Raw genomic sequence first — 25,483 nt, forward strand, 5'->3', positions numbered from 1 at the left:
ATTCCGGCTTGCCAATCTCTTAATTGTCTCCTTACATGACGACACATCATAGTAAGGAGACGCTGTACCTTAGATCTTTCGGTCGTCGGTACAACTCGTTTTTATTTAGGATTTCTACAGAGCAGAATTTTTCTTTTCCTTTTACTCGTATAAAAGGAAATACATGGGAAATATGACGGCAATAGTCAAAAAGCCTGCAGATTTTTCAGCACTCAAAAACTGATGGGAAAATACCGGAGAACCGGATCGAACCGGCCGGATCGAAGTTATCGAAGCGGGGCAATCTCTCGTGCCCGTTCATGCCCTCTCGCTTCACCCGGCATCTGTAGGTTCCCCTGGGTTGCCACTGGCATCGGCAGGTAACTGCAGCAGGGAGATACTGTGGAGATAGAATCCTGCACGAGATAGCAGAGTCGTTACTGACGAGCGGAACCGCGACAAAGAAGAGCCATTCCGGGGATGTTCCCGGTCCGGGCCGATCGATCCCTCCGGTCATATCAGGAGTCACGGTACTATCCATCGTTCACACCTTGTGATTACCGCATCCGGTAAGTCCCGGGCTGTTTCCTCATCCTTTGAAAATTTCATTTCCACTTTGTAAGGATCTCTTCTCTCCGGAATGTGGACACCGCAAGAGAGAAAAGCCCTATGTCGACCACCAGGATAATTGCCGCGAGGACGAGGAGATACGGTACCGTAAGCGGGAACGCATTTATCTCGCCGAGTACGTAGATCAGCGCAAAGGGAATCACGATCAGGGATCCGAGTTGCTGTGCAGTCCGTACATCGTTTACTCTGGCCGAGACGAGCACGCTTGTCTCCACCGAAGTGATCGCTGCCAGGGGCACCAGCAGCAGCATGATGACCGCCATGACCGCGTTCGGGTAATAGGGATAGCCCAGCAGGCCAAAGGTGAAGGCGTCGATCAGGCCCATAAAGATCACCCCGCCGATCCAGATGGCAGCCAGCGGGGGGAGGAGTGCCCCGATGCTCTTACCCATGAGGATCTCGCGGTCCGTGATGGGGGTGGCGAGCAGCGGCTCCAGGCTCTGTTCCTGTTTTTCGCCGACAATCGTGTAGGATGCGATCGTGGTCGGGAGGGTGGCCGCACCGATCAAGAAGAAGAAGGCGAAGGCGTTGATGACCGTGGGAAGTCCTGACCGTACATCGGGAGTGCCCGCGGATCCACCCGCGATAACGTGGATCAGCAGGGGCAGGCCGACGGACACGAAGAGGGGAAAGATGATCATGGTGGAGAAGATGCTCTTCTTTCTCCGGACAATACTCAAGTCCTTCGAAGCGATGATCCACGCTTTTGATAATCTCATGGCGTCTCCTCCCTCACGGTCTTCAGGTATACGTCCTCAAGGGTGGGATTGAGTCCCTGGACGAACTGGATGCGGCCGCCCGCAGCAAAGACGGCTCCCACCAGGCCCGGGTTCTCAGATTCAGCGTTTATCACATCGATCACCAGCCGGTGGCCTTCCACCACGACCTTCCCCGAAGTGTGGTGTTTCACCGCCGCCACGATCCGGTCGTTGACCTCTTCGAGCTGGATGACCGTTTTACTGCCCCAGAGCGCCTCTTTCAGCTCTTCGGGTGTACCGGTCCGCAGCAGGTGCGTCCTGATAATCCCGATGCGGTCGCAGAGTTTCTGTGCCTCATCGAGGTTGTGCGTGTTGAGGAATATGGTCTTTTTTTCTTTTTTCAGGTCCAGGATGAAGTCCCGGACCGTCTTTGCTGCCTCGGGGTCGAGGTTGGCCGTGGGCTCATCAAGGAACAGGATCTCGGGGTCGTGCACCAGTGCACGGGCGATGGCCACTTTCTGTTTCATTCCCTTGGAGAATGTTCCCACGGGCTGGTCCTTCTTCTCCCAGAGCCCGAGAAGCCTGAGGAGGCGTTCGATGCTCTCCATCCTCTGCTGTTCGGTACGATCATACAATCTTGCGTAAAAGTCGAGGTTCTGGCGGGCGCCCAGTTCGCCGTACAGGCCGACATTTTCCGGCATAAAACCAATCATCCTGCGGATCTCCAGGGAATCGGCTTCGTTCCCGGTGTCATACCCGGCGATCTTTGCCTCCCCGCCGGTCTTCGCGATGAGGCAGCAGAGCATCCGTACCGTGGTCGTCTTTCCGGCACCGTTGGGACCGAGGAACCCGAAGGCCTCGCCTTCAGCGACATGAAACGTCAGGCCGTCGACCGCGGTGACGTCGCCGAATTTTTTTGTGAGGTTTACTGCATCGATCATTTTGTAACACCGGATATTACTTCAGCCATTTTCGTGGGTTTCCGGTTTGGTTCATTTTATTCGCATTGCCATTCATAAAGTTCACCACTTAACGCGGGCATCTGCACGATCATACCGGGGGATCCAGAACGCAAAGAATATACCCAGATACACAATCTCAAAGATGGTTGCGCCAAGAACAGTGCCGAATGATGTTTTCTCGTGAAAATAAAACACACCGATGTTCATAACGACCAGGAGTGCCAATATGAAGATGAACATTCTCTTCGGAAATGTCAGCGGCAGGTATCTGCCAATCTCATCTTTTTTTGCATCCATGGTAAATCCTCCAGTAGTTGTAATTCCCGTGCAATCTTGACCCAAAATAATCTGCGAACTCCGCTTTTTCGGGCACCAGCCGATCCAGTGGCCAATTTCGGAAAATCTCAGTCTCATGCAACCTCCTTTACTTTCGCGAATAACTCTTCTGCCATTCTCGCAGCTGTACCAGGTGTAGCTTCAAGCCCTCTTTCTCACAACAAAATAGGCTATGGCGCCAGTCACCCAGGCGATTAACAAGCCGATTCCCACGCCACGGAAATATTTGTTCCCGGAAATATACCCGAGCGAAATAAAAATCACGCTGAGGACAAGCTCAAGCCCTACGAGCTTGAGGTATGTCGAGAGCCATTTGTCCATGCCTTCTCTTGTATCTATTTTCCTGTCAGGTGCTTGTTCATCCATTGTAAATCTCCCGGTTGTTGTAATTCCCATGAAATCCTGTTCCAAAACAATCTGCGATCTCCGTTTTTTCGGGCACCAGCCAATCCAGTGGCCAATATCGGAAAATTTCAGTCTCATGCCATCTCCTTTACTTTTGCGAATAGTTCTTCTGCCATTTTCGTGGGATCTGCTGTCTGGGACAAGGGAATTTTCAGCTCATCGGCATAACTCCAGAGCAACTCGATGCACTCCGTATACTCTTCGCACGTCCCGCAATCGCCGTCGTGCTCGTACCAGACCTGGACGCCGTGCTTCCCGGAGATGAAAATGACCGCATCCGTGTCCATGGGGATCGAACGGCCGATAAGGATACCGAGCTGCGGGTTTATTTTAACGATCGAAATCTTGTTGGCCTTTGCCATTGTCCGAAGGACCGTCTCGATCTTCCCGTCAATTGCGAGAAGGGCTTTCGAGACGGCCTGCCGGGAGATCCCGAGGCTCGTGGCGATGGTGATATTCGGCACGTGATCACGCCGCAATTTCCAGAACTCAAACCATTTCTCGTTTGTCAGCATTGCCAGAGTCAACGTATGCGGGTTGACCATATATTTGTTTTCTCCTTCCAGGTATTGCTGCATTTGGGCGTGGTAGTGGCTTTTTCACCTCGAATGGATTTCCCTATCAACCACAGACGCAAGAACTTTTTGGTCGTTTCTTTAACAGGAATAAAAGGAAAAGACTCCGAACAAATTCTCTGTTTTTTTATAATAAAAAAGGAAAGCCAGACGAATTCCAGTACTTCACGGTGAAATGTGAGACGGGTTGGATTTGACCAGGGGAGTCTTACCCGCTAAAGTTTGCGGAATCGAGGGCACCTATTGAACCTGGATATATGGAAACGACTACCTCCTGTGATTTGAGCGCCTGCTGTACGAGGGTTTCGGGCTGCTTTTCATCAACGACGCCATGTATGCCACTCAAAAGCACGTGTAAACCGTCGACATCCTGCACAACTTGCCAGCCGCTTCCCTGCTGATGCAACCGTTAACTGATTTGGTATAGAAATATTCAAAGCATCACAGTGGATAAAACCATACAACGACAGGAAATGACGTTATGACTGATGACAGCAAGCGCCCGGTAATGGGCGGGGTAAACAACCAGGCGACCGGCCGGGGCAGGTCCAACCGGGACTGGTGGCCGAACCAGTTGAACCTGAAGGTTCTTCAAAAGAACTCTCCCCTGTCCAACCCCATGGGTAGGGGTTTTGACTATGCCGAAGAGTTCAGGAGCCTTGACCTGGCAGCCGTGAAGAAGGATCTGCAGGCGCTGATGACCGACTCGCAGGACTGGTGGCCGGCGGACTTCGGCCACTACGGACCCCTGCTCATCCGCATGGCATGGCACGGTGCCGGTACGTACCGAACCGGTGACGGTCGCGGCGGCGCCGGTGCAGCCCAGCAGCGCTTCCCGCCCCTCAACAGCTGGCCCGACAACGTGAACCTCGATAAGGCGCGCCGGCTGCTCTGGCCGATCAAGCAGAAGTATGGCAGGAAAATCTCATGGGGCGACCTCATGGTTCTTTCCGGCAACGTCGCCCTGGAATCGATGGGGTTCAAAACCTTCGGCTTCGGTGGCGGCCGGGTGGATGCCTGGGAGCCGGAAGAAGACGTCTACTGGGGTTCTGAGAACAAGTGGCTGGATGACAAACGTTACTCCGGCGACCGGAACCTCGAAAACCCGCTCGCTGCCGTGCAGATGGGGCTGATCTACGTCAATCCGGAAGGCCCGAACGGCAAGCCGGATCCGGTAGCGGCTGCAAAAGACATCCGCGAGACGTTTGCCCGGATGGCCATGAACGACGAAGAGACGGTTGCGCTCATCGCCGGTGGTCACTCATTCGGGAAAACCCACGGCGCCGGCCCTGCGTCCCACGTGGGGCCTGAACCCGAAGCGGCGGGCATCGAGGAGCAGGGCCTCGGCTGGAAGAGCAGCTTCGGCACCGGAAAAGGCGGTGATGCGATCGGCAGCGGCCTGGAGGTCACCTGGACCCCCACGCCAACGAGATGGAGCAACAACTTCTTCCGGATCCTTTTTGGCAACGAATGGGAACTGACGAAGAGCCCGGCCGGTGCGTACCAGTGGAAACCGAAGGGCGATGCAGGCGCCGGCACGGTGCCGGATGCGCACGACAAGTTGAAGCGTCACGCGCCATCTATGATGACCACGGACCTCTCCCTGCGGTTCGACCCTGTCTACGAGAAGATCTCACGGCGCTTCTACGAGCACCCGGATCAGCTCGCGGACGCGTTCGCCCGGGCGTGGTTCAAGCTGACGCACCGCGACATGGGCCCACGCACACGCTATCTCGGCCCGGAAGTTCCTGCCGAAGAGCTCATCTGGCAGGACCCCATCCCTGCCGTTAATCACAAACTGGTCGATGCGCAGGACATCCTCTCCCTCAAGGAAAAGATCCTGGCCTCCGGTCTGTCTGTGTCGGATCTGGTCTCGACCGCATGGGCGTCGGCGTCCACCTTCCGCGGCTCCGACAAGCGCGGCGGTGCCAACGGTGCCCGCATTCGCCTCGCGCCGCAGAAGGACTGGGAAGTCAACCAGCCGGCGCGGCTGGCAAAGGTGCTGAAGGTCCTGGAGGGCATCCAGGGGGCGTTCAACAGCACTGCCTCCGGCGGAAAGAAGGTATCGCTGGCTGATCTGATCGTTCTCGCAGGTTGCGCCGGTGTCGAGCAGGCTGCGAAGAATGCCGGTCACAAGGTGGCGGTCCCCTTCACGCCGGGACGCATGGACGCTTTGCAGGAGCAGACCGATGCGGCCTCCTTTACCATGCTCGAACCGAAGGCGGACGGCTTCCGCAACTACTTAAAGACCCGCTATGCCGTATCGGCCGAGGAATTGCTGGTCGACAAGGCGCAATTGCTGACGCTCTCCGCACCCGAAATGACGGTGCTCGTTGGCGGCATGCGCATGCTGAACACCAACTTCGGCGGGTCCCGGCACGGCGTCTTCACCAAGCGCCCGGAGGCGCTCACCAACGACTTCTTCACAAACCTGCTCGACATGGGCACAGAGTGGAAGCCGGTATCGAAAGATGCCGACGTGTTCGAAGGGCGCGACCGGAAGACCGGCGAACTTCGGTGGACCGGGACGCGTGCCGATCTCATCTTCGGTTCGAACGCCCAGCTCCGGGCCGTGGCCGAGGTCTACGCGAGCGCGGACGGGCAGGAGAAGTTTGTTGATGACTTCGTGGCAGCATGGGCCAAAGTGATGAACCTTGATCGCTTCGATCTCGCCGGATCGCAGGCCTGAACGGCTTTTAATGGCGGAGGACCTCGGGGAAGGCGGACAAGGAACCCGGGCAGCGGGTTGAAAAAGGACGAAAAACTGTAAAACGGCGACCACGCGTGCCAGTGCGTGGAACCTCCCATGTTTTTATTTACTTTTTTATCCGGAAAACCTGTCTGTCCACAATCAGCTTTTCTTAATATTCCCCCGCGATCCTTGGAGGGGGATGAATGGGCGCGACAGTTCTTCGGACAGGAGAGCCCCAAACCGCAGCAACCTTCATTACCTCCCGTTCCCGATCGGATAGTATGCACGATATTGTCAGCAGCAAAAAGATGGAGAACGGGATTGTTGTGTTCTGGGAGGAGAAGGGCGAGAAGAACTATGAGTCATTCAATTATTCCGAACTCGTTGACATGAACATTAATGCGCTTGATCTTCTTGAGCGCCCGAAATTCTACAACGTCGATCCCAAAGCCCACACCCTTGTTTCCGGGAAATAACCGGTATTTGTTCTGGCAGCAGGCACCTTTAACGGGTTCGGGAGAGGCCATACCGCTCTCATTACCCCCGATCGATCCTATTTTGGCGTATTGGCACTGAAGTACCAGGGTGAACAAGGAAATCCCTCCGTGTGGCGATCTCAGGAGGCCGGCCTGTGCATTGTTGTTCGATATGGACAATACGCTTTTTGACCTGGTCGGGGCGCAGGTTGCTGCCTGCGAGAGCGTGGTGCGTCACCTTGGCCATGAGGATGGGGATGATCTCTTCCTGTATTTCCTCACCGGCTCCCACGGTTTTGAATCGACCGAAAATATCCGGCAATATATGGAGGAACGCAGGATCCCGACCAATGGCATGTACGAGCAGGCATGCCGGATCTATGCAAGCGAGAAACTGCGGTACATCACGCCCTACCCCGGAGTAAAAAAGACGCTTGCGGCGATCCGGGCGAGGGGATTTGCAACGGCGGTCGTGACGGACGCCGGGCATGCTGACGCCACTCTCCGGCTTGGCAAATGCGACCTTGACCCATTCTTCGACTGCGTGGTCACCTGTGATAAGGTCGGAATAAAAAAACCAGCACCGGATCCGTTCCTTGCGGCCCTCGATATGGTGCGTGCCCGGCCTGACGAGGTGCTGTTTATCGGCGACAGCCCGAGGCGGGATATTGAACCCTGCAAAAAACTGGGAATCCGCACGGTGTATGCGCGGTACGGGGACCGGTTCTCAAAGACCCGGGATGATATCGGTGCAGACTTCGTGATCGATCGCATGGACGAACTCCTCAGCATTATTGAGGGCATTCCGGTTTCCCGTTCCGCCTCCGGGCCATAAATCACCGGATTCCGGGTAAAAAACGTGCCCGGTATTACGTAATTCCGACCAAAAATTAAAAAAGCCACAGGGTGTATAAAAATTATGTTTGTTCCATCGAGGATCTTTTTCACCAAGGGGGTGGGAATCCACAAAGATCGTCTTGCATCGTTCGAGCTGGCGTTGCGCAAAGCCGGAATCGAGAAATGCAACCTCGTGTACGTGTCAAGTATCTTCCCTCCGAAATGTAAACAGATCCCGTCCCGCACCGGGCTGCGTGAACTCCTGTCCGGCGGCATCACGTTCTGTGTAATGGCAAGGAACGAAACAAATGAACCCAACCGCCTGGTTTCTGCCGCGGTCGGGCTTGCACTCCCCAAAGATGTCGAAGAATACGGGTATCTCTCCGAACACCACGCATATGGTGAAACCCAGGACAGGACCGGGGAGTATGCCGAAGATCTGGCGGCAACGATGCTTGCAACGACGCTGGGCATCGAGTTCGATGCAAACGCCGCCTGGCAGGAACGCGAACAGACCTACAAGGCAAGCGGCAAGATCATCAGGACAAAACATGTCTGCCAGTCAGCACAGGGCGACAAGAACGGACTGTGGACGACCGTGATTGCAGCGGCCGTTTTCCTGTAATCTTTACCCTTTTGGGAACCTGTCCTGCATCTTGTTTTTTTGAAAATCCTCCGCTGCTAATCCGGACTTTTTCCGGAAAGTCTTGGAACTTCGGCGAACTTTTTCTGGAAAGATCGATAACCTTGCCGGACAATTTTTGAAAAGTTCGATAACTCTGGTGAACTTTTTTGGGAAAGTCCGGTAACCTTGGTGAACCTTTTTAGAAATGTTCGATAATGTTAGTGAGATTTTTCCGAAATCTTCAGCTCATGACCTGTTCTTTTTTGAAAACATCAGTGGATAAGTTGAGGTTTCTCCAGAAACGATCATGGGGGTGCCCCCACCTTTTGCGGACAAGGGTGGTTGGGGCGATCAATTATGAGATCAATCGGTCCGATCGGTTTTTTTGCGGAGCGGGAAGTGGGGGGGTGACCGAATTTTTTGGAGGCCGGGGGTGGGGTCGATCTTTATTGGAAATTGCCGGGTTTCGAGCCGGTTTTTTTTTAAGAATCTTCAGCAGCTGAGCTGGACATTTTCCGGAATCTCCGGTTCATGATTCGGACTTTTCCGGAAATCTTCGCGTCGGGCCGGAAGATCCAGGTTGTGTGGAGGGGGTACCGTGGGGGCTGTCGTCCCCACACCCCCACGGGCGAGGAGAGCCGCCGCCCCCGGAGGGACGCCCCCGCGGCGGCACAATTACCGACAAAAGGGGGGAATAGTATGATTTTCATATAATCCTCCCAAAAAAATACGCCCGTAAAACCGTCTGATTTCACATGAAAAGAATCTGGGTGATTATATCGCCCTGTTTGCAAAAATACGCCAAAATTGAGCCCCATATAATGCCCATTACAGGGTTATAACGGCCTTTTTTCGGCCCCTTTTTTCAGGATCGAACAAATGCCTGTTTGGCATGAGATCGGCCCGTAAAACGCGTATATGCGAATCTTTTATTTTGTCCGATTGTCAAAATACGGCTCATTTGGGCTTATTTTTAAACGGAGCCCGATTCGGGCTCTGATTGGATCCGGAAAGGATGAATCCGGGCTCAATCTGGGCCCGGATAGGTGCAGCCCGGATCTGGGGTGAGGGGGTGATGCCCTATACCCCCACGGGGGAAAAGAAATGCCGTCACCGAAGGGGTGTTGTCACAGTGTGCGAGAAAAGATCAAATGGTTGCAACCAGAGAGAACAATTAGATAATTTCAAAGTCTGTAAGAAATCATGCAACGGAAATTTTTTCCGGGTCACTGAATTGAGATGATGCCCGACGCACAAAATGCCTCGTCGGGTTTTGCGCTACGCACTTACCGGGATTCTAAAGTGCAACCGGTACGGTAAACGAGTGGGCACTGTGAGAGAAGAGGACGCCCGGATATTCACTTGCCCCGCCGTGCCCCGTGAGGGGCCCTGAGGCGGGGAGGCATCGCAGGATTTTTTGTAAGAGGAATGCTCTCTCCTGATTAGTCGTGGATCAGAACCTTTATCTTAACTGGCTTACAATACTGTAAACTGTTACAATATTATAAGGGCTGTAAGAGGGTAATGCGAAGAACTTCATTGCGGAATAAATTCCAGATAAAAATTAGTCCAATAAAGTACGGAGCTGAGCTGCTATGACAGATGTCGCTAATAAAAGAATCCCGGTGACTGAAGAGATCTGGGAGTCTCTTGCCGGTATGAAAAAACACGGCCAGACATACGATCAACTTCTTGCGGAGATGATCGCGCTCAAACAGGAACGTGACTTTCTGGCACACCTCGAAGAGATCGAAAAGCACGGGGATTTCGTCAGTTTAAAAGATGCTGCAAAGATGCTCAACATCTCATAATCTGACTGAAATGTTCCGCCTGTTAAAATTCTGCCCTCCCGATGAGAGTGGCAGATGAGCGACAGGATTGCAGAGGTATTCCTGTGGAAGTCCAACTCGAAAGAAGTGTCATAAAGACACTCGATAAGTATCCGGAAAAAATCCGGGAACATATCTTCAATCACCTCCGCAAGCTTGAAGATCCGTACAGCGCACCCGATGTAGAATGCCTTCATTCAAAACTACAGATATATCGCATGCATGTCGGGCGGACCTATACCATCATTTTCAGGATCAAGAAAGAACTGAGCCTTGTTCTTGTACTTGATTTGTTGACAATAGAACAGGCACACAAGAGATACGGCCGCTACTACTGACAGTAGTAGCATCCCACTCTTCCTATTCTGGATGGTTAGATCCCCGCTGACAGATCGCGCCATGGTTGAACAAAAATCAACCGGGAGATATCATTCCTGCTCAGTAATGGTACCCCGGAAGCCCTAGTGATACCAACGCGGAAGATGCAGATTCACAATGAGATTTTATCAGAATCCTCCACAAAATACACCCGTAAAACCGTCCGATTCTGCAGGAAAAGAATCAGGGCGATTATATCGCCCTGATTGCAAAAATACGCCAAAATTGAGCCTCATATAATGCCCATTACAGGGTTATAACGGCCTTTTTTCGGCCCCTTTTTTCAGGATCAAACAAATACCTGTTGGACATGAGATCGGCCCGTAAAACGCGTATATGCGAACCTTTTATTTCGTCCGATTGCCAAAATACGGCTCATTTGGGCTTATTTTTAAACGGAGCCCGATACGGGCTCCGATTTGACCCGGAAAGGGTGAATCCGGGCTCAATCTGGGCCCGGATTAGTGTAGCCCGGATCTGGGGAGTGGGGGTAATCACCTATACCCCCTCTGATGAAGGGTGCCTCTGATGCGGATCAAACAGTGTACGTCGGACACTCACTTGCCCAGCGAGGGCCCGACGAGGCGCCCGAGCAACTCCGAGCAAAAGCGAGGAGGGGGTGGCATCATCACACCAAGAGTTTTTAGGCGCTTTGAAAAATAAACGATGCTCGACGCGCAAAACGCCTCGTCGGGTTTTGCGCTACGCATTTACCGGGATCCCATTACTGAATTTAAAAAACTGAATGCATTTGATCAAGAGAAGGCGAGTTAATGAAACGATATTGGGATTTAATTCAAAAGATAGGTACTGTTAACTTGTCAGGGGATTATCAACTTTCCAACGCCAGAAAAAAATTCGATCCTCCACTAATTTAACAGAACCCCGCCACATGTGGCCTTCTCGATGCATCGAAAGAACCTTGCCTACTCACCCGCTCTTTCATGCGCCATTTTAATGAGTTTCCCCGCAAGTTCCCGGACCGCCTGTCGTGCGGGACTGGATTCCGGGATCTGCGATACCGGCGTCGCCGCGAGATCCGCCGCCTCAACAGCAGGATCTTCCGGGATGATCGCAATCGGGCGCTCGTTCCCGATATCCACCGGGGCCGCGCCGGATTTGTACCGGTTGAATATAACGTGGATCTTCTCCGGTTCAAGGCCGAGCTGCGTGGCTATTTCCCGGATCCTTGCTATTGTCCGCAGGCCCCGTGCCCCGGGATCACTTACGATCAGGAGCAAATCCGGCTTCCCAATGGTCCCCCGGCTGATATGCTCCATGCCGGCCTCGGTATCGATCACGAGAAATCGGTAGTCCCGTTCGAGCTGCTGCATGCATTCCGAGAGAAGATCGTTCGCAAAACAGTAACAGCCGGTCCCTTCGGGCCGGCCCATTGCGACAAGGTCGAAACCGTTTGATTCCACGAGAGCCTGCCGGAACCGGAACCGTACGTAATCGTGCCGGTTCATGCCGGGCGGGATGTTCCGGGTAAATGCCTCCTCCCGCATACTGCCCAGCGTCTCTTTGACTTCGACACCGAGGGCCTCGTGGAAATTCGCGTTCGGGTCGGCATCGACAGCAAGCACGGGGGTTTCGCCGGCATCGATGAATGCCCGGACGAGAAGGGAACTTATGGTGGTCTTACCGGTCCCGCCTTTTCCGGAGAGCGCAATGGTAAACGGGCGTGGCGTCATGATAACAGGTCTCTTGAATAATCAGGGTATTTTTGCCTCTGCCCGGATCCTCCGGGATATTTCAGCGGCGGCCCGCTGGATCTCCCCGGCACCGTTCCGGTCGGCAAACCGGATCCCGCAGCTGGGCGTGATAAGAGACTGGGCGTCGAAGAGCTCGACTGCCACACATTTTGTCAGCTGGGTTCGTATCGCGCAGTACCGTGCATACAGCGAATCGACCGACTCGCATGCAAAAAGTTTGTACTCGGCAGGGACAATCCCCCACGCGACAACGCCGCCTCTTTCCATATAATCCCTGATAGCATCGGCATAAAGAAGGAATTCTGTCGCTGTAGTGTAGGCGTCAAGGGAGATCACCGAGGGGTCGAGGCCGATGACAAAACTCCAGTCAGTGTTCGAGCAGCAGTGGACGCCAAGCCCGCCTTTTACCAGGGATGCGATATCCTGCCAGCCTGCCCGTACTGCTCCCTTGTCAAGCGGCACAACCGAAGAGCCAAGCGAGGCGAAGTAGGGTTCGTTGAGGACAACCAGGGTTTCTTTGATACCGGTGCGGGCCCGCATCTCGTTCTCGCACCAGCGGGCCTTGAGTGCGATCATTTTCGAGAGGACATCGACCAGCTGGGAATCGTAGTAGATCGGCCGTTTGTCTGCATCGACAACCTGCATCCCGAAGGTGACCGGCCCGGTCACCTGGCACTTGAGCACCCGTGCACCCGGAAGAGAGCGGGTCATCATATCGGAAAATGCGGAGGCATGTACCTCATCGAGGGCGTACCGTGAAAAATTTTCTTCGACAAAATCCAGGTACACCTGTTCCATCGCGGCCGTGTTATCCCGGGTACTGTCATACAGCAGCCGGTCCTCGCGGATGAGCCGGCCCGGGAGCTGTGCAGAATCGTTAAAGACAATGCTTTCAAGGAGCCCTCGATCCGGGAGCGTGGGGGCATAAGGGAATTCGGGGAAAATATCGAGTACGTCGTCGCATGCGAGCACCGGATCGGTGTGCGGGAGGGCGCCGACACCTGTTGCCCGGGAATTCGGGGGCCGGATCATCCGTGACATCAGGTGACCTCTTTTTTCTCGCGCAGGGAATCGAGGAGTACCTGTACGCGGGGGAAGAGTGAAAGATCGGTGTGCGGGAGGAACGCACTTGATGTATACTCATCCATGAAGGATGGCTCGGCGTTGAGCTCGATATAGGCGATTCTCCCCGCTATCCCGTCAAGAAGCTTTCGCTGCCTGCGGTTGATGAGCGCGAGATTTGCCCCGGCCACCGCGCCGTTCCCGATGTTTTTGATCCGGTCGAGATCGATCTCCGGGATCAACCCGACAATCGTCGCGTTCTTCTTGTTGATATAATTCCCAAAGGCACCGGCAAAGTAGATGGTGGCAATATCGAGCCGGCTCACACCGGCCTCGTTCATGAGTGTTACGCAGGCAGCATGGATGGATGCCTTGCTCATGATAAGGTTCTTGATGTCGTTTTCTGTGATGACGATATCTTTCCCGATTTCAGTCTCGCGCGCCAGCGCGATGACGTACTCCGGGAAGTGTGCGCCGGTGCGGATCCGGGGATTTTTGCATTCCGTATTGATCCGGCCGGTCCGGTCGATAACACCTGCGGAAAGCAGCTCGGCAAGGATGTCGATCAGCCCCGAACCGGTGATCCCCCGGGGTTTGATCCCGTTAATCGTGGAAAAAACCGGCTCAAGGGTTGCCGGATCGATAGTTATCTTGTCGATAGCACCGGGATTCGCCCGCATGCCAAAAAGGACCTCCCCTCCTTCAAGCGCCGGCCCGGCGGCTCCCGCGCAGGAAAACATCCATTCGCTGTTACCGAGGACGACCTCGAAATTTGTCCCGATATCGACGAGGAGTGAGATCTCCTCTTTTTCGCTCATGCCGCAGGCAAGAATGTCGGCGATGATATCGCCCCCGATAAAGTCGCTCACGGCGGGAAATGCAAAGAGCCCGCAGTTCCCGTTGCAGGTGAGTCCTATCCGTGCAGCTGCAACCGAAAGTGCCCGCTGGACCACCGGGACATAGGGCTCCTTGATGATGTACGCAGGGTCGATACCGAGCAGCATATGCGTCATCACCGTGTTTCCCGCAACGACAACCTCGTAAATATCCTCGCGGTCGATCCCGGCAGTGTTGGCCGCCGAGGTCAGTGCCGTGTTGATGCTCTCAACGGCAAGTGCCTGGAGTTTCTCGATACCGTTCTTCTGGGCATAATTGACGCGTGCAAGAATGTCCTCCCCGCAGCTTATCTGCCGGTTGTAGTTTGAAGCTACCGCTGCCACTTTGCCGGTGATGAGATCCCAGAGGTAAGCAACCACCGTGGTGGAACCAAGGTCGACTGCCGCGCCATACAGGCGTTGTGAGGTATCGTTTTCCTGGAGATCGATGAGCCGGTAGCCCCCGGGTACAAGGGCGATGGTGCCGGTCACCTTCCAGTCGCTGTGCCGGAGCAATGCGGGGATCTCGCGCATCACCTCAAGCGGGGCATACATCTTCTCCGCGACCGGGCCGCCTTTCTTCTGGATGCCCCAGAGCAGCCGTGAGAGATCCGGCGACGGATCGGCAAGTGTCGGCGGCTGGAGTTCCACGTAATATTTTTTTACGGACGGGTGAAAATCGATCTCAGTGCCTATCCCCTCTATGAGGATCTTCTGTTCCTGGATCAACGTACCTTCGGGGATAAAAACCTGGAGATCTCCCTGAATGGTGGTCACGCAGGCAAGACATGCCCCTCGTTTAAGTTCGTCTTCGGTAAAGAACCGCCCGTATTTCTGGCGGTCGAACTCGGTCTTGCCGGACTGGACAAAAACCACGCATTTGCCGCACTTGCCCACGCCGCCACAGACAACGTTCATGTTGATGCCGGCACGCTGGGCGGCGTCAAGAATGGTCGTCCCGCGGGGAGCGTCGATCTTGCGGTAACTGGGGAGGAAGGTAACAGTTCGCATTCAGGGTTTCCATTCCTGGATGAGGTATTCGCCGATTTCCGCTGCATCCCGGGGCCCGACCAGCACTTTCCAGCCGGTTGCTTCTTCAATTCTTCCCGAGAGGGGAGCTGCGTACCCGGGGATAATCAGTTTCCGGTGCGTGACCTCGTTTTCGACCCCGGATTTTTTTATCGCGTCCCGCACCAGTGTCTCGTTGAGTTTCCCCGCAGCAACTGACGTAAGCACCGAGAGACCCTCGGTATCGACGATGAGCATGAAGCAGGGAATCCGGCTGGATTCGAGGTATCCCTGGAGCGTAAAATACGTCAGGGAGAAATTTACCGTCATGAGCACTGGCGCGTCCTTCCCGGGAGTGCCGACCCGGTACAGGCCGGGGTTCATCTGGATGGGCTTCTGGGGATCGGTATAGATATTCTGGCGGAGGGTAAGCGCGGCCTTTGCAGAGGCCGGGGAAAGCGGCGAAGTTACGATAACGGATGCATACTTGACGATCCCAAGCGCGATGGCCGCGTCTTCATCGTCGAATGCCGTTGCATCCAGGTATACCGGGTACCCGAGATCGGGAACCGTACGGGTGATGGCAAGCTGCCGGATCTCAGTCGACCGGTAGAGAAAATCTCCCAGGGTCTGCGGGGCAAGGTCCATAAGGATGTTCGTTACCCCTTCGGCTGCGCAGTCCCGGTTGAGCTGTGCCAGCCCGTCGAGAGTGGGAGCCTTCACCACGAGCCGGCACCCGTGCTGTTTTGCAAGAGCGCACATCTGTTTGTAGTTTTCCGGGGTTGCCGCACAGATGAGGGGATGGTAACTCCCGCACAGCACAAGCGCCGCGGCAAGGGCGGCCGGGTTATCCGAGACGAGGACTTCCGGGAGACCCGCGGTTTTCTCAACGGCCGCCACAGCTTTTGCATATGCTTCAACCGTCCCGCTTGTATTGACAATGGCGGTACCGTTGAACTTCAGGTCTGCCCCGACCCGGGTCAGTGTCTCATCGTGCACCCGGGCTGTGACTGCCACGATCTCCTCTTCGCTCTGGGTATCCAGGACCCTGAACATGATGCCCGGCGGATGGTAAAAGGTTTTGTCGTGACGGTACAGGACAAATTCCTCACCTACGGCAAACGAACGTTCGCCGACGCCGAGTTTTACGAGTTTTATCGGCGGCCGGGTCGTCGCCCCGAGAACCGATTTTGCGTTCTCGTCCAGGTACGGGCAGAGCTCGATATCGGCTTTTCCGGCAGCAAGTTTCATCGCAAATGTGAGGCAGGTGGGGTCACCGCACTCCTTGCAGTTTTTCCTGGGCAGGAGCTTATAGATATCAAGGGCCTTGAGGGGCATTTCACACCCCCGTCCGTGCTTTGAGGCTGGTAATGGCAGCCTTCAGCCTTCCGACCGTGTCCGGGTGGCGGACGCATATGATCTCAGCTCCGGCGACGGCAGCCGCAAGACTTGTTGCAAATTCCCACTCCACCGCAATAGCATTCCTGTCAGTTCCCTCAGCTTCACGTACCTCTTTTATCGTAAGCGAATCCGAAGGAGCGCAGATCATCGGCATCGCGAGATCCGCATCGCCCTTGAGTGCAGAGAAACGGATCCGTTCCATTGCCGAATACGAATACTCGAACCCGTAACCGAGTGCACCGGTATAGGGGTCGATGACGATGTGATCTTTCTGGACACCGATCTCCTTCAAGAGGATATTGAGCTGCTTTGCGAGGTTAATATCGATGGGGGACTGTGCGATGATCGCATGATTGTACGCAAGGGCCGCAGCAGCGATACTCCGGTATCGTCCCGCCTCTGCGGTACCGAGCAGCAGGCGCTCATTCTGCCCGGTCTCGCCGCATTTCTGGAATACCTCGCTGTCGATCTTCGGTTCGTTGCTCCCTTCGATGACAAGTGGCAGGGTAGTCGATGCAAGAATGGTCTCGACCGTTTTTCCCAGTTCTGAAATTTCGGAAAAATCCCGCCGTTTGGTGCTCGTAAGGCAGAGCCTGACCAGATCTGCCCCATAGGTTGTTTCCGCGGTCTTTGCCCATGCACCGGGATCGTGAATAAGCTCTCCGCAGAAATCATTTACAATCGGCGACCAGTACTGTGGATCATCACAGATTTCGAAAGCGATAAGGGGTGAAGGAGAGGCCACCTCTTTTTCCATAAACGGGAGCGTGGTGCCGCCGCCGATCCGGTAGGAACGTGACCGGGTCCCACCCTCAGAACGGGTTGCGCCAAGGATGACTTCTCCCACCGTGCCGGTCCAGCCAAAACGAAGGTCGGGTTCCATGCTTCGCCTCACATCAGGGGTTTCATCGCAAGTGCCGGGTGGCCGACACGGGCAAGAAATGCAGTCAGGTCTTCAATGGTTGGTGCCGTATTTTCATCGGCTATCTTGTCAAAGAGGTCAGGATGCCCCCTCGCTGCAAGCAGGGCGACGAGCCGGGGCTTCAGTTCCTCTTTGAGCTGCGAGGGCATCCAGACAAGACGCTCAATTCCCCCTTCACCCTGCAGGAAGCGGTCCGAGAGGATATAATTTTTCGATATCCCGGCAAATCCCGGGGTCTGGGCGCCCCCGCCGATAGTACCAGCCAGGGTCGAGAATGTCATTCCCGAGGGGGTCATGCCCTTATATTCCCGGTTGACAATCATGATCCCGTTGACCTCGGGAAGCATCAGGGCTATTGCCTCGAAGCACCCGCAGCAGGTCATCGGGAACTCCATCACGCTGTACAGCGAGCAGCGTTCGATCTCCCCATGGCTGGCTTTTTTCACGAACCGGTTCACCCCCTCAAACTCACCGTTCTGGGCATTGATAAGGGCCCCTTTTTCGACCGGCTGGTTTGCACCCGAAGGCGACATCTCGTATGCGATCTTTCCGTCAAGCCAGCTGATCGCCCCGCAGAGGGCAGGCCGTTCGGGTGTGATTATGCAGACATGGTTGGGGGCGAATGTCTGGCAGAGCGTGCAGGAATAATATGTGTCCACTTCGAAATCGCGCATCCCCTTGATGCGGGCATCGCGCTCCCGGTAAATTTTTTCCGCTTCAGTTTTTCCTGCAAGCACCTTTTGCTCGTCGGTAACAAGTGTCACGGCTACCGCATCGAGGAGCTGGGGAAAATCCATCCGGAATTTGCTTGCAAGGAGTTTTCCCAGGTGCTCGATTTTCACCCCTTTTGCAAACGCTTCCTTTGATATCCTCACCCAGATGAGATCCCGTTGGGCAACATGCCATGATCCCTCGCCGTAATTGATAAAATTGTGGATCCGGCGTTCGAGGACCGGCTCGTAATCCTTTTTCATCGCCTTACCGGCAACCTCAACAAGAATGCCGAGAGGATATGCCGCACCTTCCTTCATGGAACCGATCTCCGGCCCGATGACGGTTACCTTCCCGTCTTCGATCTCGCCGGGATTTCGCATCCGCAGGAGTTCGAATGCGGGTGAGCGGCCCCCGCCGAACTCAACCTGCATCTCCTCTTTTCGTATACTCTTGCCTTCAAACGCGGGAGAACATCCCATTGGTATGGGAATTGCGGTCACCGTGACCCTGATCCCTTTCATATCCATACCCGTGCGGACGATTTCATCAGGTGTGGAAGGTATCCAGTCCCCGCCTTCATAATCATCGAGCGAGAGGATCGGGAATCCCAGCACACGCATGCCGTCGATAAATGCAACATCTTCATCAGACAGGCCGGGGAAAACGACGACAATCGCTTTTGCCCTTTCTGCCGCATAGGCAAGCAGGCGGTGGGTATCGCCCGGGGATACGCCCCCGAACATCATCGCGACCCGTGCAATAATATCGACAAAATAAACGCTGTGCAGGGGTTTCGAGCCGAGGGGAATGAGTCGGTAATCAAGGCCGAGTTTCACACCGGAAGAAGAGAGAGACGGGATGACCCCCCCGGCAAGGAACGTAAGCATATATTTTTCCTGGAGCTCGCGGCAGATGGCTGAAGCAGTTCCCGCGCTTTTAGGGGTCCCGACAATAAGGGCAAGACCGAGGATGCTCCCGTCAACAAGTGAATAGCCGAGTTTCCGGATTACGGTATCGCTGATAAATCCCGTGTACGGGGCAGGCTCCTTTCCCTCCGCTGCAGTTGCCGCCGCAAGCAGGCATTCTGCTGCAACCAGCGGATTATTGTCCGTCCGGGTAAAGACATCCGCAGCAGATTTTTGATCATGTACCGCGATACCCGTCAGGGCAAACGACACCGGAAGGTGATAGGCCGTTTCCTCATAGACAAATTCCCGTGATATTGAGGATATTTTATTTTTAAGCTGTTCATTTCCGTTTTTTTTTGCCAGCATAACGTCGATCACATATATCCTCTCCATTTATGGGTTACTGCGCAGCCATACATATAGTTTCGTTATTGATGCAATTTTCCTGCAACAGTTTTTATTCAGGTATGCGGGTAATTTTGAGAGATTAAAAAAAATACGGAAACAATATTTATTCCTTCATGACGATATTCTCTTTAAGGTGAGGGAAAAAGATGCATTCCTGTAAAATTCGAAAAATCTTTTCTATAGTCTTTTTTCTGGCGGTCCTGACAATATGTATCCTTCCGGCGTATGCACAGAATGGAACCATATCCATTACATACCGGGGAGCCGGTGACTACTACCTTGGCGACAGTATCATATTTGACGGGAAGAACACGGTAGGAAATACCACGGTGATAACAATTACCGGCCCCGGCCTGCCGCACGAAGGGGTCCCCCCGTATAACCTGACCGGGGTACCGGGAACCGGAAACACGATAGCTTCGCGTGCATCGGGAACATGGACATACATCTGGGATTCCACACAGGCTGTAGGTATCAACAACCTGTCTACTTCACGGTATACGTTCACGGTCTTCGATCTCAGTAATCCCCGGAATACGGCTTCCATTTCCGTTTACCTCATAAAACCGGACTTTTATGTGGCATTGTCGCCCAATCCGGCGGCGCCTGACGATTATGTCCAGATATCGGGAAGAGTGAAAACCGCAGCCGACAATATTGACATCAATGTGCTTGACACCTCGGGGAACCCGGTACACACGTTTAACGCGCCTATCAGTGCTGACGGATACTTCAATTACGGGTTTCATGTAGATATGCAGCCCGGCCCATATGCCGTCACGATCAGCAGCCCGTCAATATCGAACAGTCTTGCAAAAACACTGGTAGTTACGGCAACCAATGCAAATGGGACCATCGCAGAAACTGCCAGTACAACAACAGTCGTTCTCCCTGTGGCAAACAACACCGGGATCCCGGTTGCCCCGCAAGTGACACCTGGAGTTTCGCAGGATACCGGCATTCTTGACATTTCATCGACGCCAGCAGGTGCATCCGTATATCTCGATTCAGCAATGGCAGGAAAAACACCCCTGATACTGAACGCAGTGACGCCCGGAACACACACGGTAAGTATCAAATATCCCGGGTACCTGTCCGTTTCGATCGATGTTGTCGTTGCCGGGGGAAAGACAAGGGAAATCGCACCGGAACTGGTGAAGGCACCGTTCGGCCTCCCGCTTTCACCGCTGACCACAATCGCAGGCTGTATCGGAGGAACGGCCCTGTTCCTGGCCGTACGGCAGAGAAAACAATAACCGTTGTTATCCGGGTGCCGGCGAGAAGCCTGCACCGGATTTTTTATTTCTTTTTTATTACCGTAATCTATAATGAAAACAAGGACTAATTTTAATCCTGCACATGAGGCATGTAATGGTAAAAAAATTTGGATTTATCGCACATATGCCGGATGAACCCGGTTCTCTTGAACGGGCGGCCGGTGTTATCAAAAAATATGAGGGCAATATCAACCGCATCCAGTATGATCGGAGGATTGATCCCTGTACGGTCTTTTATGAGGTTACCGCATCCGCAGACAATTATGAGAGGATCACGGATGATCTTGCAGCCATCGGGTACCTCCAGACATCCTTAAAACCGCAGAGTTTTCTTAAGTTTTCCGTTCATCTCCCCCATACGGCCGGTTCACTCAGCCGGTTCCTGAATTATACGACAGAGTCCGGTGCAAATATCGGGTTTATTGATTTTGATGACGCCGGACGGCACCCGGATCGGCTGACCGTCAGCCTGAACCTGGAAGATCCGGCGGCTGTTGAACAACTGCTCGATCGGCTGAAATCACGGTACCGGATCGAGATCCTCGAGTACGATACCACGGGAAAACATCTCGATGATACCGTCTTCTACGTTCGGTTGGCACAGGAGATACGGGAACTGATCGGAGAATCTGAAAATACATTCCTGCTTTCTTTCCTGGCAGACACCAATCATATCGCCCAGGAACTGATGAACCGGGGAAATAATCCCCGGCAGGTCTTTGACAGCGTGCTTTTGACGGGACGGACACTGCGTGCCACAACAGGCAGGAATTTTTATGCCGACGTACAGAGGATTGCTGTCACACCCCGGGTAAGCCTTTTCTGTTTCCAGATGCCCTGCGGGGGGAACGTTTATGTCCTCACAACGGGTGAAGAGAACCTGATGATAGATACCGGCTATGGTATCTATCACAACGATGTCATGGCGATGTTTTCGCATTACGGGCTTGGCGATGAACGCCGGTTCGGCCAGCTGGTCATCTCGCATGCGGATGCGGATCACTGCGGCGCAGGGGGATTTTTCCCGGCCTGCGCCCTCATGCACAGAGGGACCCGGGATATCATAAAAACGAACAACCGGGCATACGGTTCGCGGAGCGAGCGTTCCGTCCTTGAGGCATTCTACACCAAGATGATCAACCTCTTTTCGCAGTTTAATCCTTCAAAAGACAGCACCTGCTTTCCAGAGGCCGGTGCGGAATCCCGCAGCATCTTCCCGGTCCTTGGGACGGTCTGTCTTGGCGATCTCGAACTGGAAGTGCTCGAAGGACTGGGCGGTCATACGTTCGGGCAGATCTACTTATATTCGGAGTCAGAGGGGCTGTTGTTCACCGCCGATGCCGTCATTAATTTTTCCAGCCTCATACCGGAGCGGGCGGCCTATAATTCCCTGGCTGATTTCCTTGTTACATCGGTGAATGTCGACAGCGATCTCGCACATAAAGAGCGCAGGGCACTTATCGGACTTGCGGCAAAAACAGATCAGAACCTTGTCCCGATGGAGAAACGCTGCCGCATCTGCGGCGGACATGGCGCAGTCTCGGTGCTGGAACAAGGGAAACTGGCGCCTCTTGGTGAGATAACACGGTACAGCGTGACAAACCCGTAAAAATAAAAAAAAATCTGCAGAAAAACATTGGAGAATTCAATTTTTTAAAAGAAATACACAATTCATTGTCAGATATTTTGATGGGAATTTTGGAAATTGACTTGGTCCGGCACGCCCCAGGGTATCCATCAGGCAGGGACCAGGCCCTTCACGGGACCGGGGAGACGCCGGGGCGGTCGATCTGTTCAACCGCAAACGAGGCCGGAACCTGTTTCAATATCACGACCAATCCCGGCGCCCAATTTCCGGTCGATACGATGATCAGCAGCTCGAAAAAATCGACTGTGACCATCGATCCGCACATCAACTGCACGACTGATATTTCCGACATTCATATTCCGCTCGCCATGGTGGGGATCGAGACTGCCGGCGCTGCCTGCCGGACGGATAAACCCCGATAGAAACGCGAAATGTCATGGGATCCTCCTGAATGCATGCTTACTAACGTTGAAATTCGAAACCAAAATTAAACGGCGCGTCGATAAACTGATGGCCAGGGAAGGATCGTAACGCTTGCAAAAGAAGAATTTCGGCTCATATTGTCTGAATATTTAATGACTGGCTGCCACGGATGGATTTACCTTCGCGTTATTGAAGGGGGCCCGGTCGTGGTAAGCAGGGCGCCAAGGGCAAATCCCTTCTTATAGGCATCATTGAGGAGGTCCGGCCGCGTCGTTATGTCTTTGATTCTGTCCATGCCGCCGATGAGGAGTTCGTCATGGTACGGGCTGTCGATGATGTCAAAGAACGCCTTTGTCGTCTGTTTTGTTCCGTTGAATACTCCGGGAATATCCATTCCGGCGATGCCGATGAAGAGACTCTTTCTTCTCGCTTTGAGATCCGCAGGGACAAGGGGCTGGTTCCGGAAGTACTTGGCCATGTAAAAGACCTGGAACCGGTCGATGAACGATTTGAGGTGCCCCGGGATCCCCATCGTCATGACAGGTGTGGCGAGGATCAGGCTGTCAAGTGCCACAAACTTCGGATAGATCGGGATCATATCATCATTCAGGATGCAGGTGTCATGATCCTTACAATAATAAATTTCCTGGCAGCTCTGGATATCTAAGCTGATGACATCGATAAGCTCAACTTCACAGCCGGCTGCCTTTGCTCCCTCCATGGCCTTATCGAGCAGCATGGCCGTGTTGCCTTCCGCAAGCGGGCTCCCCAGAACCCCGATGATCTTTGGCATACGAAAGAGTGAGAGGAGACAGAGACCTTATAGTTTTGTATAGGTACGATGTTGAGGTGCCCGCTTGTTGGCCGGTCGTTTCGCGATCCGGGTAATGCCAGAAAAAAGTCAATCGTATTTCCGAAACAGCGCCGGGTTCTGCCGCTGGATCCACCAAGGGTGGACAAGCAGGCCGCCAGCAACCGGCCAGGTACGAAATTCTCATCTACTATGGGATAGCATCATTCTTACGAGAAGAATGGAAAACCACAGGGTTCAGGAAATGATGCAGCTGATGGCATCAAAGATCCGGGCAATCGCTGCATCACTCTCTGATACGGATGTAGACCGGTTTATTGCCGAGATCCTGCATGCACGGCGAATTTATGTGATGGGTGCAGGACGGTCGGGGCTCGTCGCAAAAGGGTTTGCCATGCGCCTTATGCACCTTGGTCTCCCGTCGTACGTTGTCGGCGAGACAATCACGCCGGCCCTCCAGAAGGGCGATCTTATTGTGATCTTTTCGGGGTCGGGCAAGACAAAGACGATTGCAGATCTCGCGGAAACCGGTAAGGATATAGGGGCGCATATCTCCCTGATCACGTCGAATGCCGACTCCCGGATAGGCAAAATTGCCGATTGCAGGGTCATTATAGAACTCCAGCGGGATGCTACTGACGATGATGCGGCGGAGTTTGAGATCCGCCAGATGCTTGGGGATCACAAATCATTTGCACCACTGGGGACGCTCTTTGAAACAGCCTCGATGATCTTCTCTGACGCTGTGATCTCACGGCTCATGGAAATTACCAAGACCGATGAATCCGCACTCAAGGACCGGCATGCAAATATCGAATGATCTCTGGAATGGAGGAAAAAGAGTGAAAGAACAGTTCTCATCCCGGGTGAAAGGACTGGAAATTTCCGGGATACGAAAGATCTTTGAAGCGGCAGGTCCGGACTCGATAAACCTCGGGCTCGGACAGCCGGATTTTGACACGCCGCAGCACATCAAAGACGCTGCCATCGCCGCGATCCGGGCAGGAAAGACCGGCTACACCGCGAACACGGGGATTCCCGAACTACGGGATGCGATAAGCGCAAAGTTCGGGAAAGAAAACGAGGTGTCTTATACTCCCGACCAGATCATCGTCACTGCCGGCGCAAGCGAGGCGCTGCATATTGTCATGCAGGCGCTGGTGAGCGAAGGCGATCGCGTACTCTGCGCCGACCCGGGCTTTGTTTCCTATGCAGCCCTCGCAACGTTGGCCGGTGGCCGGCCGGTCGGCGTTCCGCTTGATGAAACGTTCCACATCGATATAGGACAGGCCCAGGAACTCATGGACGGCTCCCGCCTCTTTGTCCTCAATTCCCCGGCGAACCCGACCGGTGCTGTCGAGAGCAGGGAATCGATCAAGGCGCTGGTCGAATATGCGAACGACGCAGGAGTAACTATCGTCAGCGATGAAGTCTACGAGCATTTCATCTACGGGAAGAAGCACTGGAGTGCCGCCCGGTTTGGTGACAATGTCATCACGATCAATGCTGCAAGCAAGACTTACGCAATGACAGGATGGAGACTCGGGTATCTTGCAGCATCCCCCGAGATTGTCGGCCAGTGCCTCAAGGTGCACCAGTACTGCCAGGCCTGTGCGACATCGATCTCGCAGTATGCGGCGCTTGCAGCCTACACCGGGGACCAGGCGCCGGTACGGCTGATGCGCGATGAATACCGGGCACGCCGCGACCTGTTCTGTGAAGGTCTTTCTGCACTTGGTTTCTCATTCCCGGTGCCGGAAGGTGCATTTTATGCTTTCGTACCGATGAAGCCCGCGCTCGTGCAGAAAATTCTCAATACCGGTGTGATTCTCACGCCGGGTTCGGCGTTCGGGACGAATGCACCGGACTACGCCCGTCTGAGTTATGCCGCGTCCCGCGATAATCTCAAGAGAGCTCTTGATAGGATCAAAAAGGCAACAGGAGATTAA

The 25,483-nt window shown here is 54.1% G+C and carries 24 protein-coding genes; 11 read left to right on the forward strand and 13 right to left on the reverse strand.

Features of this window, described 5'->3' with window-relative positions:
- Positions 1–205: 205 nt before the first annotated feature.
- The 6 genes from ACLQMU_RS11790 to ACLQMU_RS11815 form a co-directional block, all read right to left on the reverse strand.
- A complete protein-coding gene (locus ACLQMU_RS11790; RefSeq protein ID WP_424039571.1) occupies positions 206–520 on the reverse strand; it encodes a hypothetical protein in 315 nt (104 codons plus the stop codon).
- 64 nt (positions 521–584) lie between these two features.
- Positions 585–1,328 carry an ABC transporter permease subunit gene (locus tag ACLQMU_RS11795; RefSeq protein ID WP_424039572.1) on the reverse strand — a complete coding sequence of 248 codons (744 nt, stop codon included), beginning with the start codon at positions 1,326–1,328 and terminating at the stop codon, positions 585–587.
- Positions 1,325–2,248: an ABC transporter ATP-binding protein gene (locus ACLQMU_RS11800; protein ID WP_443673719.1), complete on the reverse strand. Its 924-nt coding sequence runs from the start codon at positions 2,246–2,248 to the stop codon at positions 1,325–1,327. Before ACLQMU_RS11800 ends, ACLQMU_RS11795 begins: the two co-directional genes overlap by 4 nt.
- An 81-nt stretch (positions 2,249–2,329) precedes the next feature.
- A complete protein-coding gene (locus tag ACLQMU_RS11805; protein ID WP_422149500.1) occupies positions 2,330–2,683 on the reverse strand; it encodes a hypothetical protein in 354 nt (117 codons plus the stop codon).
- 63 nt (positions 2,684–2,746) lie between these two features.
- A complete protein-coding gene (locus ACLQMU_RS11810; RefSeq protein ID WP_424039909.1) occupies positions 2,747–3,088 on the reverse strand; it encodes a hypothetical protein in 342 nt (113 codons plus the stop codon).
- Complete coding sequence (locus ACLQMU_RS11815; RefSeq protein WP_424039908.1) at positions 3,085–3,525, reverse strand: hypothetical protein; 441 nt, start codon at positions 3,523–3,525, stop codon at positions 3,085–3,087. The genes ACLQMU_RS11810 and ACLQMU_RS11815 overlap by 4 nt, the downstream gene beginning before the upstream one ends.
- 541 nt (positions 3,526–4,066) lie before the next feature.
- Here ACLQMU_RS11815 and katG point away from each other — a divergent pair.
- From katG to ACLQMU_RS11845, 6 genes are all read left to right on the forward strand, one after another.
- Positions 4,067–6,274: a catalase/peroxidase HPI gene (gene katG / locus ACLQMU_RS11820; protein WP_424039906.1), complete on the forward strand. Its 2,208-nt coding sequence runs from the start codon at positions 4,067–4,069 to the stop codon at positions 6,272–6,274.
- A gap of 284 nt (positions 6,275–6,558) precedes the next feature.
- The gene (locus ACLQMU_RS11825; RefSeq protein WP_422150111.1) at positions 6,559–6,753 is read left to right on the forward strand and encodes a hypothetical protein; all 195 of its coding nucleotides are present in this window, start codon (positions 6,559–6,561) and stop codon (positions 6,751–6,753) included.
- A 109-nt stretch (positions 6,754–6,862) separates the two neighbouring features.
- Positions 6,863–7,588, forward strand: coding sequence for an HAD family hydrolase (locus ACLQMU_RS11830; protein ID WP_424039903.1), 726 nt, complete (start codon positions 6,863–6,865; stop codon positions 7,586–7,588).
- An 84-nt stretch (positions 7,589–7,672) separates the two neighbouring features.
- Positions 7,673–8,215 (forward strand): pyruvoyl-dependent arginine decarboxylase, encoded by a 543-nt coding sequence (locus ACLQMU_RS11835; RefSeq protein WP_422150109.1) that lies wholly within the window; start codon positions 7,673–7,675, stop codon positions 8,213–8,215.
- A gap of 1,595 nt (positions 8,216–9,810) precedes the next feature.
- Complete coding sequence (locus ACLQMU_RS11840) at positions 9,811–10,026, forward strand: hypothetical protein (protein ID WP_422148844.1); 216 nt, start codon at positions 9,811–9,813, stop codon at positions 10,024–10,026.
- Positions 10,027–10,109: 83 nt separating this feature from the next.
- Positions 10,110–10,382 carry a type II toxin-antitoxin system RelE family toxin gene (locus ACLQMU_RS11845; RefSeq protein ID WP_422148845.1) on the forward strand — a complete coding sequence of 91 codons (273 nt, stop codon included), beginning with the start codon at positions 10,110–10,112 and terminating at the stop codon, positions 10,380–10,382.
- 966 nt (positions 10,383–11,348) lie between these two features.
- Here ACLQMU_RS11845 and ACLQMU_RS11850 read toward each other — a convergent pair.
- Genes ACLQMU_RS11850 through acsB form a run of 6 tightly spaced genes read right to left on the reverse strand, consistent with a single transcriptional unit; the run spans position 11,349 to position 19,420 of the window.
- Complete coding sequence (locus tag ACLQMU_RS11850; protein WP_424040460.1) at positions 11,349–12,116, reverse strand: ATP-binding protein; 768 nt, start codon at positions 12,114–12,116, stop codon at positions 11,349–11,351.
- Positions 12,117–12,137: 21 nt separating this feature from the next.
- The gene (locus ACLQMU_RS11855) at positions 12,138–13,178 is read right to left on the reverse strand and encodes a hypothetical protein (RefSeq protein ID WP_424040458.1); all 1,041 of its coding nucleotides are present in this window, start codon (positions 13,176–13,178) and stop codon (positions 12,138–12,140) included.
- Complete coding sequence (locus ACLQMU_RS11860; protein ID WP_443673720.1) at positions 13,178–15,085, reverse strand: ASKHA domain-containing protein; 1,908 nt, start codon at positions 15,083–15,085, stop codon at positions 13,178–13,180. Before ACLQMU_RS11860 ends, ACLQMU_RS11855 begins: the two co-directional genes overlap by 1 nt.
- Positions 15,086–16,420, reverse strand: coding sequence for an acetyl-CoA decarbonylase/synthase complex subunit gamma (gene acsC / locus ACLQMU_RS11865; protein WP_424040697.1), 1,335 nt, complete (start codon positions 16,418–16,420; stop codon positions 15,086–15,088). It abuts the gene before it with no gap.
- A gap of 1 nt (position 16,421) precedes the next feature.
- Entirely contained in the window at positions 16,422–17,366 is a 945-nt protein-coding gene (locus ACLQMU_RS11870; protein WP_443673721.1) for an acetyl-CoA decarbonylase/synthase complex subunit delta, read from the reverse strand.
- Between the two features lie 8 nt (positions 17,367–17,374).
- Positions 17,375–19,420, reverse strand: coding sequence for an acetyl-CoA decarbonylase/synthase complex subunit alpha/beta (gene acsB, locus ACLQMU_RS11875; RefSeq protein WP_424039955.1), 2,046 nt, complete (start codon positions 19,418–19,420; stop codon positions 17,375–17,377).
- 161 nt (positions 19,421–19,581) lie between these two features.
- On the opposite strand from acsB, the gene ACLQMU_RS11880 reads away from it, so the two are divergent.
- The 3 genes from ACLQMU_RS11880 to ACLQMU_RS11890 all read left to right on the forward strand — a co-directional run bounded on the left by ACLQMU_RS11880 (position 19,582) and on the right by ACLQMU_RS11890 (position 22,722).
- Positions 19,582–20,691 carry a PEGA domain-containing protein gene (locus tag ACLQMU_RS11880; RefSeq protein WP_424039957.1) on the forward strand — a complete coding sequence of 370 codons (1,110 nt, stop codon included), beginning with the start codon at positions 19,582–19,584 and terminating at the stop codon, positions 20,689–20,691.
- A 115-nt stretch (positions 20,692–20,806) separates the two neighbouring features.
- Positions 20,807–22,321: an MBL fold metallo-hydrolase gene (locus ACLQMU_RS11885; protein ID WP_422149110.1), complete on the forward strand. Its 1,515-nt coding sequence runs from the start codon at positions 20,807–20,809 to the stop codon at positions 22,319–22,321.
- An 89-nt stretch (positions 22,322–22,410) separates the two neighbouring features.
- Complete coding sequence (locus ACLQMU_RS11890) at positions 22,411–22,722, forward strand: hypothetical protein (RefSeq protein ID WP_422149109.1); 312 nt, start codon at positions 22,411–22,413, stop codon at positions 22,720–22,722.
- 176 nt (positions 22,723–22,898) lie between these two features.
- Here the strand turns inward: ACLQMU_RS11890 and ACLQMU_RS11895 are convergent, their stop codons facing one another.
- Positions 22,899–23,516 (reverse strand): flavodoxin family protein, encoded by a 618-nt coding sequence (locus ACLQMU_RS11895; protein ID WP_424039960.1) that lies wholly within the window; start codon positions 23,514–23,516, stop codon positions 22,899–22,901.
- 238 nt (positions 23,517–23,754) lie between these two features.
- On the opposite strand from ACLQMU_RS11895, the gene hxlB reads away from it, so the two are divergent.
- Together hxlB and ACLQMU_RS11905 are read left to right on the forward strand one after the other, a co-directional pair.
- A complete protein-coding gene (gene hxlB / locus ACLQMU_RS11900; RefSeq protein ID WP_424039961.1) occupies positions 23,755–24,354 on the forward strand; it encodes a 6-phospho-3-hexuloisomerase in 600 nt (199 codons plus the stop codon).
- A 22-nt stretch (positions 24,355–24,376) separates the two neighbouring features.
- The gene (locus ACLQMU_RS11905; protein ID WP_424039963.1) at positions 24,377–25,483 is read left to right on the forward strand and encodes a pyridoxal phosphate-dependent aminotransferase; all 1,107 of its coding nucleotides are present in this window, start codon (positions 24,377–24,379) and stop codon (positions 25,481–25,483) included.

Origin of the sequence: Methanoregula sp. (genome assembly GCF_052325125.1) — an archaeon.
Taxonomy (GTDB): Archaea; Halobacteriota; Methanomicrobia; order Methanomicrobiales; family Methanospirillaceae; genus Methanoregula.

Coding starts and splice junctions, on each gene's coding strand:
- ACLQMU_RS11790 (WP_424039571.1), bottom strand. CDS start 520: ATGGATAGTACCGTGACTCCTGATATGACCGGAGGGATCGATCGGCCC.
- ACLQMU_RS11795 (WP_424039572.1), bottom strand. CDS start 1,328: ATGAGATTATCAAAAGCGTGGATCATCGCTTCGAAGGACTTGAGTATT.
- ACLQMU_RS11800 (WP_443673719.1), bottom strand. CDS start 2,248: ATGATCGATGCAGTAAACCTCACAAAAAAATTCGGCGACGTCACCGCG.
- ACLQMU_RS11805 (WP_422149500.1), bottom strand. CDS start 2,683: ATGAGACTGAGATTTTCCGAAATTGGCCACTGGATCGGCTGGTGCCCG.
- ACLQMU_RS11810 (WP_424039909.1), bottom strand. CDS start 3,088: ATGAGACTGAAATTTTCCGATATTGGCCACTGGATTGGCTGGTGCCCG.
- ACLQMU_RS11815 (WP_424039908.1), bottom strand. CDS start 3,525: ATGCTGACAAACGAGAAATGGTTTGAGTTCTGGAAATTGCGGCGTGAT.
- katG (WP_424039906.1), top strand. CDS start 4,067: ATGACTGATGACAGCAAGCGCCCGGTAATGGGCGGGGTAAACAACCAG.
- ACLQMU_RS11825 (WP_422150111.1), top strand. CDS start 6,559: ATGCACGATATTGTCAGCAGCAAAAAGATGGAGAACGGGATTGTTGTG.
- ACLQMU_RS11835 (WP_422150109.1), top strand. CDS start 7,673: ATGTTTGTTCCATCGAGGATCTTTTTCACCAAGGGGGTGGGAATCCAC.
- ACLQMU_RS11840 (WP_422148844.1), top strand. CDS start 9,811: ATGACAGATGTCGCTAATAAAAGAATCCCGGTGACTGAAGAGATCTGG.
- ACLQMU_RS11850 (WP_424040460.1), bottom strand. CDS start 12,116: ATGACGCCACGCCCGTTTACCATTGCGCTCTCCGGAAAAGGCGGGACC.
- ACLQMU_RS11855 (WP_424040458.1), bottom strand. CDS start 13,178: ATGTCACGGATGATCCGGCCCCCGAATTCCCGGGCAACAGGTGTCGGC.
- ACLQMU_RS11860 (WP_443673720.1), bottom strand. CDS start 15,085: ATGCGAACTGTTACCTTCCTCCCCAGTTACCGCAAGATCGACGCTCCC.
- acsC (WP_424040697.1), bottom strand. CDS start 16,420: ATGCCCCTCAAGGCCCTTGATATCTATAAGCTCCTGCCCAGGAAAAAC.
- ACLQMU_RS11870 (WP_443673721.1), bottom strand. CDS start 17,366: ATGGAACCCGACCTTCGTTTTGGCTGGACCGGCACGGTGGGAGAAGTC.
- acsB (WP_424039955.1), bottom strand. CDS start 19,420: ATGGAGAGGATATATGTGATCGACGTTATGCTGGCAAAAAAAAACGGA.
- ACLQMU_RS11880 (WP_424039957.1), top strand. CDS start 19,582: ATGCATTCCTGTAAAATTCGAAAAATCTTTTCTATAGTCTTTTTTCTG.
- ACLQMU_RS11885 (WP_422149110.1), top strand. CDS start 20,807: ATGGTAAAAAAATTTGGATTTATCGCACATATGCCGGATGAACCCGGT.
- ACLQMU_RS11895 (WP_424039960.1), bottom strand. CDS start 23,516: ATGCCAAAGATCATCGGGGTTCTGGGGAGCCCGCTTGCGGAAGGCAAC.
- hxlB (WP_424039961.1), top strand. CDS start 23,755: ATGGAAAACCACAGGGTTCAGGAAATGATGCAGCTGATGGCATCAAAG.